This window comes from Clostridium sp. AF29-8BH (genome assembly GCF_003478145.1).
Taxonomy (GTDB): domain Bacteria; phylum Bacillota; class Clostridia; order Lachnospirales; family Lachnospiraceae; genus Otoolea; species Otoolea fessa.
Genome location: NZ_QUEL01000030.1, coordinates 1 through 12,976, shown reverse-complemented (window position 1 = coordinate 12,976; position 12,976 = coordinate 1). Strand labels below are relative to the sequence as shown.

Genomic DNA, 12,976 nt, shown 5'->3' with positions numbered 1-12,976 from the left:
TACCTCCGATATTTTAATAAGAAAGTTCAACCCAAACCCCACGCCCTTTCCCAGTCTTGGGAAAGGGGGCGGCTCTGGAGGATATACCCCCGCCGCTTGCCGGGGAAATAGCACAGCCGGGGCAAACCGTCAAGGGCGAGCCGCCGAAAACGGCGGTGCGCTGCACCCTTGACGGCCCACTCCCGGCTGTACTAAAAAACAGGCGGCGACGGGGGATATATACCACCAGAGCCTCTGCGCGAGGGCGGGGCCCTCGGGACAAAGTGTCTCGAAGTTGTTACTTGTCAAGTTCCTGCTTTTTCGGGGCTTTTGCCAGCTCCGGCGGCTGTTTTTCTTTCCAGTCATCCAGCAGGGACATAATCTGTTCTTTCATTTTGGCGGGAGTGACCTCCTTGCCAAAATACTTTTCCAGTTCCGCAGTAGAAATAATCACGCCTCGATCCTCCTTTTTCTGTTCTGATAAGATACCGTCAATGACATCGCCGTTGAGCTTGCCTTCCTTATCCAGCTCCCGGAGCCGTTTGGCCTGGGCCAGCGAGGGCGAAGCCTGCTCCCCGTCAATGGAAACAGCAATAAGCCTCTGATTTTTCGGTTTGATGTAGGAAAGCTCCACGGCAGGCATGAAGCCCATCTTTTTATCGTCTACCTTATCCAGAAGCTCCGGCACAAGGGAGTTGAGCCGCAAGTAGCGCATGACCTTTTTATAGTTCATTTCATGCGCATCGCCTACAATCTCAACCGAGCGTTTCCCGACATCGCCTTCCGCAACGCCTTTCAGCCGCCCGCCCTGGTGCTTGATGTCCTCCACTTCCAGCTCCAGCAGGGCGGCCAGTTCGCTGGGGAGCGTCTGATCCCTCTGCTTGTTGCTGTCCTTCATGGCCTGAACCGCTTCGTGGTCGGTCATTTCACGGACGATAAAGGGCATTTCATCCAACCCGGCCAGTTCACTGCCGTGGGTACGGCGATGACCCGCTACAATTTCATAGCCGTTTCCATCTTTCTCCGGGCGGGCAAGACCGGGAACCATTACACCATTTACGCGGATAGAAGCAACGATTTCCTGCATCTTCGCATCGTCCCGTACCTTAAAGGGGTGCGGACGGAATGTGTGAAACGGATGAACCTCGGAAAGTTTCAGATAAACCAGCTTGCCTTCCTCAACCGGGCGGGGCGGTGTAGTCGGCTCGGGAGCCGTCTGTTCCACAGCAGCAGTTTCCTTCAGTGCCGTATCCTGTGCGGGCTTAATGGGCTCCTTGGCATCCGGGGCCTTTCCATCGCTTCGGGACACTTTGTCTCGTTTGGACGGCTTGGGCTTGTCAGGGGCCGCCTTATCCGCCTTGGGTGGGCGGCCCTTGCGAGCCCCAGCCGATTTCTCCGCTTTCTGATTTTCAGTCGCAGCCTTTTCCGCTTTCGGCGGACGGCCACGGCGCGGCTTTTTCGGTTCCTCCGTATTGGCGGGCTGCGGTGTTTCTCCGGGGGCTGCCGCCTCTGGCGTTTCGGGGGTTTCCGACTTTTCGACTTCGGCGCGGGCGTTCTGCCTCTTTTCCGCCATAAGTTCATTGATTTTGTCAAAGGACACAACCACATCGCCGGACTCAGGTATGGCAGGCCCGGTCTGTTCCTGCTGGGGCTCAGACGCTGCGGCCTGTTCGGGTGTGGTGATAGGCTCGGCAGCCTCCGGGGAAATATTCTCCGCAGGGCCAGTATTCAATTTTTCATCGGCCATTTACGATCCTCCTTTTCGTTAAAGTTGCACAAATTTGAACGCTAAAATTTTGTAGTTATTTTTGCGCCTCCTTTCCGTCTATCCACGCAAAAAAGCCGCCCGTTTTTCATGCCGGACGGCTTTTTGCGTAATGTGATAGATCAAATATTATTTTTTCTGGTTTGTAGGCTCCGAAAAGCCTTGTATTTACAGTGTTCTTAATAGGAAGTAATCATACGATAATGATAATGCTGCTGACAATTTCCGCCGTTCCCGCGAACGGTTTATTTAATATCAATCGGCTTAGAACGTCCGCTGTAATCAGAATCATGATTCCAAATACTGAGATCGCTGCAATTCCATCCATAATACTCAAAAAACGTTCCAGACACCGATCTAATTTTCTAAGGACTGACATATCATCCCACCTTTTCTCTCTTCTGTCTGTTCTTTCTCTGTCTTTCTGAACACATCGGGACATACCTTCGCTGTATGTCCCGATGAACTTTTCACACGGCTCACACTCTCCTCTGCGACAAGCCGCTCCCTTCAATTTTCTTACTCGCTGATCTTCCAGTCGCGTACTCTCTCTACACCCTGAGATTCCAGAATCTCATAATAATCTTCCACGATCTCGGAACCATTGTACCCAGCGTCGTCAAGGCTCTTTACCAGACCATTGACAACATCCGGAAGACTTGCTGCCCATTTTTCCTGCTCTTCACGGCTCAGAGTTGTAACGGTACAGCCCTGCTCTTCCAGTGCTTTGATATCTTCTTCGTGAATCGTATTGATATACTCAGACTCATAGTCCAGATAGCCCTCGCCAACCTCGGAAATGATGTTCTGTACATCCTCCGGCAGGTCATTCCAGGTATCCATATTGACAGTAATTGCATTGAACGGAACTACGTTGAAGTTTGCGTCCAGATAATACGGCGCTACCTCATATACCTTTAAGTTGACACAGGAATGGGTCGGCTGAATCGTCGCCTGACATACATTCGTCTGTAAGTTCTGATAGGTATCATTTAAGGAAGTCTGGACGCCGACTGCACCAGAGCCCTCGATCCAGGAGAGGTTGATGCCTGCCGCGCCGATCTTCATTCCGTTTACATCTTCCAGAGACTTAACTTCTTTCGTGCTGAAGAATCCATACGGATCCGATACACCGATTCCGACGAACTTCTGGTTGTAGCTGTCTTCATAAATCGAAGTGAATTCCGGATATTTCTCATACATCTGTTTGATCGTCTCTGCCACAATCAGCGGATCGGAGCAGGAGAACGGCATACTGTAAACCATATCCTGTAACGGAAGTCTGGATGCCTCAAATACAAGAATCGTACATCCGATATCGACCAGACCATCCTGCACGCCCTGCAACTCATTTCCCAGGGAGATAACAGAACCGCCGTAGGATTTAACCCAGTCGATCTCATAATTTGTCTCTTCACTGACTCTCTCCGATACATTTTTCACAAAATAATCTTCCAGCGCTGTGATCCATGGGTTGGATTCCGAATGTCCGGATCCAATTCGAAGTGTAATCTTTTCTTTTCCGCTGGTTGCTTCTGCCTGTTTTTTATCGCCGCCTGTTGTACTGTCTGTTTTCGCGGATGACCTTCCACCGCATCCCGTCATTGCCGTCATTGCCATTATCGCTGCTAAACCTAATGCCACAAATCGTCTTCTCCTCATGTTCCTTCTTCCTTTCTTTTTCTCTTTTTCACGTTCTGCGTTTCTTTTTTGTTTCGCCTCTCCGTTGGACACCGGATATTGGATACAATTTGATACTATTACTCTAACACCACCTGTCTGTTTTGTCAATAAACTTTCTTATATAAACATCATTCTGTACAGTTTAAACAATATTTTAGTTTCAGATTGGATACATTATCCAATTTTATTGCTATTCCTTTTCTTTTCGGTTATAATAATCATAAAGAAATTTAAAAGGAGCCATGGTTTATGGATCAGACACAACCAATTATTCAATATACAACCGTTTCCGACTCAGTCTATCTCTGGGTCAAAAATGCAATTATTCAAGGTGAGTTTAAGCCAGGCGAACATATCGCCCAGGAACGCCTCACCAAAACACTTGGAGTCAGCCGCACCCCGGTCCGCGACGCAATCAAACGTCTGGAAGCAGAGGGACTTTTGATCACGAAACCGCACTGTGGGGCAGTCGTATTCCAGCTCTCCAAGGAACGTCTGACGGAAATCTACGACATCCGTATCCTGATGGAGCAGTACTGCGCCGCCAGAACCTGTATCAGGGCAAGTGATGACGATATCCGCCAATTGGAAGAGATTAGTTTAAAAATGCTCGATTTTTCCAATAATTCGAAGGAATTTATGCAGCTGGACCGCCAATTTCACACCCGGTTCTGTGAGCTCTCCGGCTGCGACGACACCGTTGAGATCCTGCAGGGACTCTGGAATAAATGTGATTCCTTCAAATCCATCTACTACTCTCTGGAGGGACGCATCAACGATACTCTGTCCGAGCATGCAAAGATCATCCAGGGACTGAAAAACCGCGATATCGACGCCACCAAACAGGCGATCTACGGTCATCTGAAAGATGTTGTCGAATGTGTTGGACGCCAAGCCAATTTTTCTTAAAGACAAAACACCTACCAAGCATCGACAGCCGTATAATTACAAAAGGCGATGAGCGCAGTTCCTGTCTCTCTGCGTTCACCGCCTATTACTTTTTTCTGCTTTTCTTATCTACCCGCCAGCAGCGAAATCTGCGCCGTCTCCTCGACAAGTTCCGCCAGATAAGCTGCCTCGCGCATCGTCCCTGCCACCGTCACCTGACCGTGACCGCGCAGAAGGAATGCATTCATCTCTTTATTTTTCCGGAACTCTTCCAGAATCATCGGGAAATATTCCTTCGGAACGGCATACGAATGGGTGTCAAACACCGGCACATTTCCGCCCAGCTTCATTTCCGAATGGTGCGTCGAAAAATCAAGCGTCTCATGCTTATCCGCCCATGCAGTCGCATATGGGGAATGGCAGTGCATGATCGCGCACACCTCCGGGAGCTCCCGGTAGATCGCACCGTGCAAAAGAGCTTCTTTGGATGGTTTCCGATTGCCCTCAATCAAGTTTCCGTCAAAATCCGTCACAACAATTGTGTCCGCGCACACCTCGTCAAACGCCACATCCGTCGCCTTCACAAGCATCCAGTCATGCCCTGGCGCACGCATACTCAGATTTCCGCCGTTGCTCATCTGATAGCGGAGCTGATAAAATTTGTGAGCCGCCTGTTCCATCGCATCGCTCAGCTCTTTGTATTCCTGATATTTCATGCGCTCTCCTTTCTGCTGCCCTCCGCTTCATTCAGCAGCGCTTCCATCTCCTGTGCGCAGATATCCGCAAATTCAGGATCACAGAAATTCAGATCATACGCTTTAAACACAATCTCCGGCTTCAGATCCGCCTCGAAAATCTGACGCATCTTCTGAATTGTCTCCGGTTTATAGAAAAATTCACCCGGATAACTCATTGTCCGCAGTCCCCCCATCGGGAGAATGACCTCCGTTTTTCCCTTAGAACGATTCAGCCGTTCCACGATCGTGTGTGTAATATCCAGAATTTCGCTCTCATACAGGCGCGTATGTGTTAAATCCTGATTATGCCATACGTACCCCCGATCTTCCTCATCTTTTAAAAGTTCCTCTTTCCTCAGACACGCAAAATCAATGCCACCCGGGCAGATCAGCGCCGGGATCCCCATCTCCGCTGCTGCACACAGGCGGTTATCCGCACCCTTGCTGTATCCGTAATCACCCAAATATTCCGCTGTCATCTCATGCAGTGAGAGATCCATAACGGCTGAAATAACGCCCTCGCGGATCATCGACTCCATCACCCGGCCGCCGATTCCGGTCGAATGGAAGCTGATCATCTTCCTGCCGAGCGCCGTCAGCTCGTCGGATGCCCGCATCACGGTATCATTCGTAATCCCCATAAGCGTTGTCGCGATATATTTTTCCCCATGTGTATCGATCCGTTTTCCCCCATATGTTACCATGCCAATCAGGGCGCTGACTGTATTTCCCAACACCGCCTCATTAACGGGGTTCATACCGGCAAAATCAACGATCGACGGAACCACCATGATATCTTTGTCGCCCACAACCGTGTCAAAATACCGGTATCCGCTGGCGATCGTGGAACAGATAATCTTCGGAAATCCGATCGGAAGCAGGCGCAGCGCCGCAGAACACATGACCGTATTCTGCAGTCCGCCCATTCCCATCACGCCGTCAATCTTTTTCTCCCCGACGAGTTTTAACAGCATCTTGGAAATACTCTCCGTCATCGCTGCGATCGCACCGCTCTTGTCCATCGCGTGCACCTGCTCCCAGGTATAACCACCCATTGCCAGAATCTCCTCCCGGCTGACATCTGCGCGCATCGGAATATGCGGTCCCGTGCTGACATCGAGTATCAGCGGACTGTTTCCGCTCATTTTTATTTTTTTCTGTACAAACTGTACTTCATGATATTTCGTGTCACAGCTTGCAATTACCCCAACCACTGCCATTTTCTCGAAGTCTCACGAACTTCTTCTTTCACCTGCCTTTCGTCTTAAAGACCAAGGATCGGTGTTTTCGAAACCCGATCTAACATCTCGCGGTCATGACAGGTCAGAATCTTATCCAGACTCTCTGCCCGGGCTTTGATAAGTTCGATGCTCTTCCAGGCGGAGACAATATCTGAAAACCGGTTCGGAGGCGTAATATCATAATGAATCTCTTCAATCGGTTTCGTATTATCCATAATGAAAATTGCATCACCGCAGCAAATATATCTGCCGCTGCCGTGTCGATCTCAACCGACTGATGCCCGATGGAATGTCCCGGCGTCTCAAATACGCGCACGCCCGGCATGATCTCTGCCTCGCCTTCTAGCAGTTCCATCTTGATTCCCTCAAATGGGCGGGTAATGCCAAGCTGCGGCGCCTCGTATGATTTGTAATAGAGCGGGATTGGATCCATCGCAAATTCGTATTCCTTCTTGTTTACATAAAATTTCGCATTCGTGAATTTATCCATATAGAAGCAATGATCCCAGTGCAGATGGGTAAACACTACAATATCAATATCCTCCGGTTTATATCCGATCTTTGCAAGCTGATCCGCGATCGCCATGCCCTCCGGCTGATATGATCCATGATGGTGGTATTTATCGGCGCGCTCTGTGTATGCCATGCCTGTATCCACAAGCAGCAGTTTGTCTCCGCCCTCTACCAGATACGTAAAAACTGGGTATTCTTCCTCCCGATCGGAAGCATCGGGATAATATGCCACCGTAGAATGGTGGTAAAGATACTGTTTCGGAATCATCGTCACGAAACCAGTGTTGATTGGTCTGATTGTTAAGTTACTCATATCGGTACCTCCTGTCGCTCGTCTGGCTATCTCAAACATGAGATAAATGCCAAATTTGTTTCTTAAAATGGAGCATCCAATATTGTATCCAGTGTCCAATAGTATTATAATAAAAAGAAGCATAGCTGTCAAGAAAAGTTTCAATTTCCATCTGAAAGTAACAATGAATCGGATCCAAAACACCAAAAAGGAGGAACCTCATATGAAAATTACGGTTGCAATCGATTCCCTGAAAGGAAGTCTGGCCTCGATGGAAGCCGGAAACGCCGCCAAAGGCGGCATTCTCCGCGTCTATCCCGAGGCAGAGGTCTTCGTGCGCCCTCTGGCAGATGGCGGCGAGGGAACCGTGGATGCCCTGACGGAAGGACTGGGCGGCAGGATCCGCACCATCTCCGTCTCCGATCCGCTCGGACGCCCCCTTCAAGCCGACTACGGGATTCTCACCTCACCGGGACAGGGCGAACCGCTTGCGGTGATCGAGATGGCTGCTGCCTCCGGACTTCCGCTCCTGGCTGCTGCGGAACGCAATCCACTCCGCACTACCACCTACGGTGTCGGAGAACTGATCCTTGACGCCATCCGCCAAGGCTGCCGGCGTTTCCTGATTGGCATCGGCGGCAGCGCCACCAACGATGGCGGACTCGGCATGCTCTCCGCGCTGGGATATCAATTTCTCAAAGAAGACGGAACGCCCGTCTCCCCTGGTGCCGCCGGACTGTCAGAGCTTTCTTCCATCCGTACCGGCTCCGTTCTTCCCGAACTGTCCGCGTGCAGCTTCCGGATCGCCTGCGATGTCACCAATCCGCTCTGCGGTCCAAATGGCTGCAGTGCCGTCTATGGTCCGCAAAAGGGCGCTTCCAGGGAAGATATCGTAAATATGGATCGCTGGATGCAGGCATACGCCGTCCTTACTGCCCGGCAATTTCCACACGCCGATCCAACGGTTCCCGGCACGGGTGCCGCCGGAGGTCTCGGATTTGCCTTTTTAAGCTATATGAACGCTGTCCTGGAACCGGGCGCCTCGATCGTGCTGGAAGAAACTTCTCTGGAATCGTTCATCCAGGACAGCGATATCGTCATCACCGGTGAGGGTCGTCTCGACGGACAGACTGCTATGGGAAAAGCCCCCATCGCCGTCGCCAGACTGGCTAAAAAATACGGCAAGCCCGTCTTCGCCTTCTCCGGCTGCGTCACCCCAGATGCCATCCAGTGTAACGATGCCGGAATCGACGCCTTTTTCCCAATTCTCCGCTCCATCTGCTCGCTGGAAGAAGCAATGGAACCGGCATCCGCCCGGAAGAATCTGAGCGATACTGTGGAACAGGTGATGCGGGTGGTTCGGCGGTTTTCGTAAAAATTGGAAACAAAGAATGTGCTGATATAAGAAAATCGGAGAGGAACTTTGATCATTCATTCTCTCCGATTTTTTTCAACTTACCTTGTATATTAGCTATTATACATTCACTTTTTCGAAATCATTGCCATAAATTTTCGAATATACATCCTTCTAATTTTTATTTAGAGAGCGCCTTCTCCGCCGCATCCAGCCCCTCATATCCATATGCCTTCACTTCCGCCTCCATCGTCAGAAGTGCCAGACTCTTTCCTTCCTTTTTCAGGTCATTGATAAACTGCCAGTACGTATGCAGGGTGCTGTCCGAGTAAGTCCGCAGTTCTCCAAGCAGGTACGTCTGGAAGGAAGTATCATACGGCGTATCTTCAGAACTGTAGAGAAGCCGGTTTCCAGACGCCAGCACCGGATATTTCGCCTGGTACTCTTCCATCCAAGCAAGCTGCTGTTTCACGATCGCATCACTCCACTGTTCGCCCGCCAGCGTCGGATCAATCAGAAAATGATGCAGTTTCTTAAACTGCTCCGGTGCGGTGCTCGCCATCATCCACGCATATTTCTCCATTACCAGATTGCGCCCCTGCTCATGGGCGCGGTCCATATCCGACTGCACGCAGTCGATGAGTTCCTCTGTCCACGGTGCAAAATGGCTTCGTCGCATGATAAAAAATGTCTCTGGATCGTCCTGACAAGAAGCACGTCCGCCCTCGTTATTGACTTTCTGAAAATCTTCCCACTCCATCTGAATCAGTTTCTCTATTTTCTCCTGTTTCGTCATACGCTGTCCTCCCTTTCGCTTGCCAGATCCCTTCCAAATCAATTTCCTGCATCTTTTCTTTCATTTACAGTCCATGCGCGTTCCCATTTTGATGTGTCTATCCGCGGCTTATCCTTCCATCACATGACATTTTTTCAGCTCCGGATCCTGAATCCGTTTCATGATCTCCCACGTATGCGCTTCCAGAAATGCATCCCGGCTGTCAGTCAGTCCCTGTTTTCGCAGTTCCCCAACTACCGCCTGACAGATTTCCTCGATCCGACCCACACGCGGATCTAACTGGTTTACATAAGGATTCCATCCCGGGGGAAACGGCGGCTTCCACATCTCGCTCGTATCTCCCATCACCGAAAGCTCCCGGATTTTTTCCGCCACCTCCGGCAGAATCTGAAAGTTTTCCATTCCCCGGAACATCCACTTATAGTAAGGCATATACGTCCGGTTTAGTAAATAGACCATCGAAATCGCCTGCCGCACAAATTCATCGAGCGCCAGCATCGCCGCAACCGTATCGCCCCGCCGCATACAGCGGCCATAATTATACTGTCCCGACTGTGCCATTTTCGCTGCCCGCGCCGCGATCTTCTTGATCCGGACATCCTCCGGATAATACTTCCGGAGCGCCTCGCGGATCGCAGAAAATTCTCCCAGTCCATCCTCAAATACTGCCCCGCCCACGACTGCCGCCAGCTTATCTTCCGGCAGATGCAGCCAGCGCATCAGGCTCTTTGGCGGCTGTTCCATCCCGATAAAACGGCTGTAAAATGCCTCTATCTCAAACACACCGACACGTCCGCCGCCCCGCGCACTTGTGAGGCGTGCCGGAACACCTGCAAACTCCCCTGGCAAACGGTCATAGGCATCCTGAAGCGCATTTCCGTACTGGTTATAATCTTCCGCCGAAAACCACAGACAGAAACCCGCCCCGAAATCGTGATCCTGCGATATCGCATCGTCAAATCCCAGACATTCCGAACCTTCGCCCACCAGTCCCGCCGCCAACCGCGGCAGAAGCTCTGGAAAATCCCGCTCCAGCATCGGACGCCCGACTTCTTCATAATATCGTTTTGCCAGTTCTAGTCCCTGCATCTAATCCCCCTACCTGATTTTATGGTTTTTTCTATTTCTACGTTTTCTCTATTTTCAGTATCTTTTTTTCATGCGCGTTTCTTGCACGCTTTTTATCAAATCTTCCATCTGAAAACTTTTCAAAAAACGCTTTTTTCTTGTCCTGTCTCAGAATTTCGCATCCTTGAACTGACAGCTCGCACAGTGCTCGGGTTTCCGCCCTTGTCTTCCTTCTTGTCTGCAGCTCCGGTAATGCCTTTTTCTTCCTTTTCTTTTTTGATCATCTCCAGATTCTGGCGGATCACCGCGCACGCATCGCTCTCGCCAAACCGGGACTGCGTTACCATCAGCGCTTTTTCCAGCAGCCCGATCGCCTGATCATAATTGCCGCGCCGCCATGCCAGCTCCCCGGCTGCTGCCAGCGCCGAACCAAAGTGTCCCGACTGCACGCCCTCCGGGGACGCATAAAAGGTCAGGCTTTCCTTTAACTCCTCGTCTGCCTCATCCAGCCGTCCCAGCGCCATCAAGGATAGCGCCCGGTTGACATGGGTCGTTGCCACCTCCGCCTCGCTGTTCTCCATCTTTTTAATTAGTTCCAGCGCCTTATCCAGCGATTCCAGCGCCTTTTCATGTTCCTCCTGTTCCTGATAAATCTGGCTGATATTATTGTAGAGACTTGCCATCTCATAGCCATCCGTTTTTCCAAGATTCTTAAAAATCGCTTCCGCCTCCCGGTACTGGGAAAGCGCTTTCTCCACATCTCCTGCCATCCGGCGCGCGGTTGCCGCATTTAAAAGTGTCGTTCCATGGTGGATCGAACCATCCAGTCCCATCCCCGCAATCAGGGACAGCGCCATATCCGCCATATCGACTGCCTGTGCAACCCGTCCGGTATTCCGGTAGAGTCCTTCCATCTCATTGCACATCATCAGGCAAAGGCTTTTGTTCCCTGAATCCAGCCCTTCCTTCATCCAGCCCATCATTTTCTCTTCCGCTTCGTCCAGTTTTCCCTGCGCATAAAGGCGATCCAGTTCCTGAAACATCTGCTGTGTATCCATTTTTATCCCTCTTTCTTTCCCTTCTTTATTCTTGTTTCTGTTATTTTTTTCATTAATGTGCCTTGGCACCTTTGACACAAAAAGAGATACCGCAAAACCTTTTTCCCATCCCTCTGCTCCCCATCTTCTTATTTCTGACAGGTCAGTGCACGGATTCTGTGGTTTTGCGGTATCCACTATCTGTTCTCAAACCTTGTAAAATCTATCTCTTTCTCAATAATGCTTTCTATGCCGCCATGCAGCACCCGCATTCGGATCGCGTTTCATTTCAACGATCCGGCTTTTACAAATCCTGTATTCATCAAACGAAGCAGCTTCCGATCGCCGCATCACCCCATCGGCGAATATCCAAACGTATTTACCAGCGCATCAATCTTCTTTCCTGCCTTGCAGAGCGGGCAGTCACGGTAATCTGAATACGTATAATCCGGTAAATCCTTCTTGCCAAAGACTGACTTGATCGGCACACCATCCAGCGAATCCATCGCACTGAAAATCGCCGATGCGCCCTGTAAGATACCACCGTAATACTGGATGCTCTCAACTGCCTTATTTAAGGTACGTCCCGTCGTCACGGATGCCATCAGGATCATCACATGTTTATCGCGGATCATCGGAATCAGGTTGTCACGGAAAATGATCTGGCTGTTGTTGTTAAACTCCGGGCTGATTACATAGATAGATTTGTGCGCGTTCGTCGAGAGAAAACCGCCCTTTGCCAGCTCCTCCGCCAGAAAAGCACCGATAACTTCCGTGCCCTCCATGCAGACAATCGTGTCGATCACGGTGTCATACAGATACATGCCAACCAGCGCCTGTGCAACTTCCTCCGCCTCTTTCGTTCTCGCTTTCAGGGTCGTCACATCAATGTAATAATTGATATGTGCATGGTTTGTTGCGAAATGTCCTGGCCGAATCTTTAACGGTACTGTCGCTCCAGTTGTGTAGATCTTTGTATAACTTTTCTCCATAAAAACGCCCCCTTCTCCATCTAAATAGGTGTTCATAAATGTTTGAAACTGCTTCTAAAAGTTCCATGTTCACAGTCACTTCCATCCATGGATTGATACCCTTATTATACTAGAAAATGTGGCGTTTAACAAGATAAAATCTGTCATCATATGTATATTTTTTTATTTTTCTGTCTTTTCTCCAGGCATTTTTTTCTCACAAACAGAACACACACCCGATACTAAGACTGTGAACTACTCGGTAACTAAGTTACCAGAGCATCTGAAATCTGGCGGGATACCGCCTTTTTTCAGGGTGCGTCCATGACACCACTACTGCTTACCTTTCGGCTATACAGCTACTTTTATTATTTCTGGATTCTTTAGTCCGGTTACGGACAGTTCTTTCTGTTTTCCGGATCCGGAAAGATATTTACGCAGGATATTAAATGCTCCTACTGCATCCGCATTATATCTTACTCCATCCGTTATATACATGCCACGCTCTTTTCTGTTTGATGCTTCTGCATATCTTTTTGATAGTTCTGGTGAAAACGGGCTGCACTGGCTGGTATAGCTTTCTTCCTGTTTTGTCAGTGATATTCCATACAGTTTTAGTTTATATTCCAACATGATATAAAGTTTATTATAC

General features: G+C 49.8%; 13 protein-coding genes. 2 read left to right on the top strand and 11 right to left on the bottom strand.

Annotated features, from left to right (window positions below; genetic code table 11):
* Positions 1–277: 277 nt before the first annotated feature.
* The 3 genes from DWZ16_RS13785 to DWZ16_RS13775 all read right to left on the bottom strand — a co-directional run bounded on the left by DWZ16_RS13785 (position 278) and on the right by DWZ16_RS13775 (position 3,388).
* The gene (locus DWZ16_RS13785) at positions 278–1,726 is read right to left on the bottom strand and encodes a ParB/RepB/Spo0J family partition protein (protein WP_118523051.1); all 1,449 of its coding nucleotides are present in this window, start codon (positions 1,724–1,726) and stop codon (positions 278–280) included.
* A gap of 211 nt (positions 1,727–1,937) precedes the next feature.
* Positions 1,938–2,123 (bottom strand): hypothetical protein, encoded by a 186-nt coding sequence (locus DWZ16_RS13780; RefSeq protein ID WP_207663872.1) that lies wholly within the window; start codon positions 2,121–2,123, stop codon positions 1,938–1,940.
* 140 nt (positions 2,124–2,263) lie between these two features.
* Positions 2,264–3,388, bottom strand: a complete 1,125-nt coding sequence (locus tag DWZ16_RS13775) for a C4-dicarboxylate TRAP transporter substrate-binding protein (RefSeq protein WP_243022040.1) — start codon at positions 3,386–3,388, stop codon at positions 2,264–2,266.
* Positions 3,389–3,676: 288 nt separating this feature from the next.
* Here DWZ16_RS13775 and DWZ16_RS13770 point away from each other — a divergent pair, with 288 nt between their 5' ends.
* Entirely contained in the window at positions 3,677–4,336 is a 660-nt protein-coding gene (locus tag DWZ16_RS13770) for a GntR family transcriptional regulator (RefSeq protein ID WP_107000626.1), read from the top strand.
* Positions 4,337–4,440: 104 nt separating this feature from the next.
* Here DWZ16_RS13770 and DWZ16_RS13765 read toward each other — a convergent pair whose 3' ends face one another.
* From DWZ16_RS13765 to DWZ16_RS13755, 3 genes are all read right to left on the bottom strand, one after another.
* Positions 4,441–5,031, bottom strand: a complete 591-nt coding sequence (locus tag DWZ16_RS13765) for a class II aldolase/adducin family protein (RefSeq protein ID WP_118471348.1) — start codon at positions 5,029–5,031, stop codon at positions 4,441–4,443.
* Positions 5,028–6,272, bottom strand: a complete 1,245-nt coding sequence (locus tag DWZ16_RS13760) for a Tm-1-like ATP-binding domain-containing protein (RefSeq protein ID WP_118523050.1) — start codon at positions 6,270–6,272, stop codon at positions 5,028–5,030. The genes DWZ16_RS13765 and DWZ16_RS13760 overlap by 4 nt, the downstream gene beginning before the upstream one ends.
* A 103-nt stretch (positions 6,273–6,375) precedes the next feature.
* Positions 6,376–7,119 carry an N-acyl homoserine lactonase family protein gene (locus DWZ16_RS13755; protein ID WP_243022039.1) on the bottom strand — a complete coding sequence of 248 codons (744 nt, stop codon included), beginning with the start codon at positions 7,117–7,119 and terminating at the stop codon, positions 6,376–6,378.
* 202 nt (positions 7,120–7,321) lie between these two features.
* Here DWZ16_RS13755 and DWZ16_RS13750 point away from each other — a divergent pair, with 202 nt between their 5' ends.
* Positions 7,322–8,473, top strand: coding sequence for a glycerate kinase (locus tag DWZ16_RS13750; RefSeq protein WP_118471354.1), 1,152 nt, complete (start codon positions 7,322–7,324; stop codon positions 8,471–8,473).
* A 160-nt stretch (positions 8,474–8,633) separates the two neighbouring features.
* Here the strand turns inward: DWZ16_RS13750 and DWZ16_RS13745 are convergent, their stop codons facing one another.
* From DWZ16_RS13745 to DWZ16_RS13725, 5 genes are all read right to left on the bottom strand, one after another.
* On the bottom strand, positions 8,634–9,248 hold the full coding sequence (locus DWZ16_RS13745) for a DUF4125 family protein (protein ID WP_118523049.1): 615 nt from the start codon (positions 9,246–9,248) through the stop codon (positions 8,634–8,636).
* A 108-nt stretch (positions 9,249–9,356) separates the two neighbouring features.
* Entirely contained in the window at positions 9,357–10,337 is a 981-nt protein-coding gene (locus tag DWZ16_RS13740; protein ID WP_118523048.1) for a DUF4037 domain-containing protein, read from the bottom strand.
* 119 nt (positions 10,338–10,456) lie between these two features.
* Positions 10,457–11,374 (bottom strand): tetratricopeptide repeat protein, encoded by a 918-nt coding sequence (locus tag DWZ16_RS13735; protein WP_118523047.1) that lies wholly within the window; start codon positions 11,372–11,374, stop codon positions 10,457–10,459.
* 329 nt (positions 11,375–11,703) lie between these two features.
* Complete coding sequence (locus DWZ16_RS13730; RefSeq protein WP_022359975.1) at positions 11,704–12,345, bottom strand: hypothetical protein; 642 nt, start codon at positions 12,343–12,345, stop codon at positions 11,704–11,706.
* Between the two features lie 330 nt (positions 12,346–12,675).
* A partial coding sequence (locus DWZ16_RS13725) for a zinc ribbon domain-containing protein (RefSeq protein ID WP_147353429.1) occupies positions 12,676–12,976 on the bottom strand: 301 nt, incomplete at its 5' end.

What these genes read in the sequence shown, in the direction of transcription:
- DWZ16_RS13785 (WP_118523051.1), bottom strand. Translation starts at nt 1,726, where the DNA reads ATGGCCGATGAAAAATTGAATACTGGCCCTGCGGAGAATATTTCCCCG.
- DWZ16_RS13780 (WP_207663872.1), bottom strand. Translation starts at nt 2,123, where the DNA reads ATGTCAGTCCTTAGAAAATTAGATCGGTGTCTGGAACGTTTTTTGAGT.
- DWZ16_RS13770 (WP_107000626.1), top strand. Translation starts at nt 3,677, where the DNA reads ATGGATCAGACACAACCAATTATTCAATATACAACCGTTTCCGACTCA.
- DWZ16_RS13765 (WP_118471348.1), bottom strand. Translation starts at nt 5,031, where the DNA reads ATGAAATATCAGGAATACAAAGAGCTGAGCGATGCGATGGAACAGGCG.
- DWZ16_RS13760 (WP_118523050.1), bottom strand. Translation starts at nt 6,272, where the DNA reads ATGGCAGTGGTTGGGGTAATTGCAAGCTGTGACACGAAATATCATGAA.
- DWZ16_RS13755 (WP_243022039.1), bottom strand. Translation starts at nt 7,119, where the DNA reads ATGAGTAACTTAACAATCAGACCAATCAACACTGGTTTCGTGACGATG.
- DWZ16_RS13750 (WP_118471354.1), top strand. Translation starts at nt 7,322, where the DNA reads ATGAAAATTACGGTTGCAATCGATTCCCTGAAAGGAAGTCTGGCCTCG.
- DWZ16_RS13745 (WP_118523049.1), bottom strand. Translation starts at nt 9,248, where the DNA reads ATGACGAAACAGGAGAAAATAGAGAAACTGATTCAGATGGAGTGGGAA.
- DWZ16_RS13740 (WP_118523048.1), bottom strand. Translation starts at nt 10,337, where the DNA reads ATGCAGGGACTAGAACTGGCAAAACGATATTATGAAGAAGTCGGGCGT.
- DWZ16_RS13735 (WP_118523047.1), bottom strand. Translation starts at nt 11,374, where the DNA reads ATGGATACACAGCAGATGTTTCAGGAACTGGATCGCCTTTATGCGCAG.
- DWZ16_RS13730 (WP_022359975.1), bottom strand. Translation starts at nt 12,345, where the DNA reads ATGGAGAAAAGTTATACAAAGATCTACACAACTGGAGCGACAGTACCG.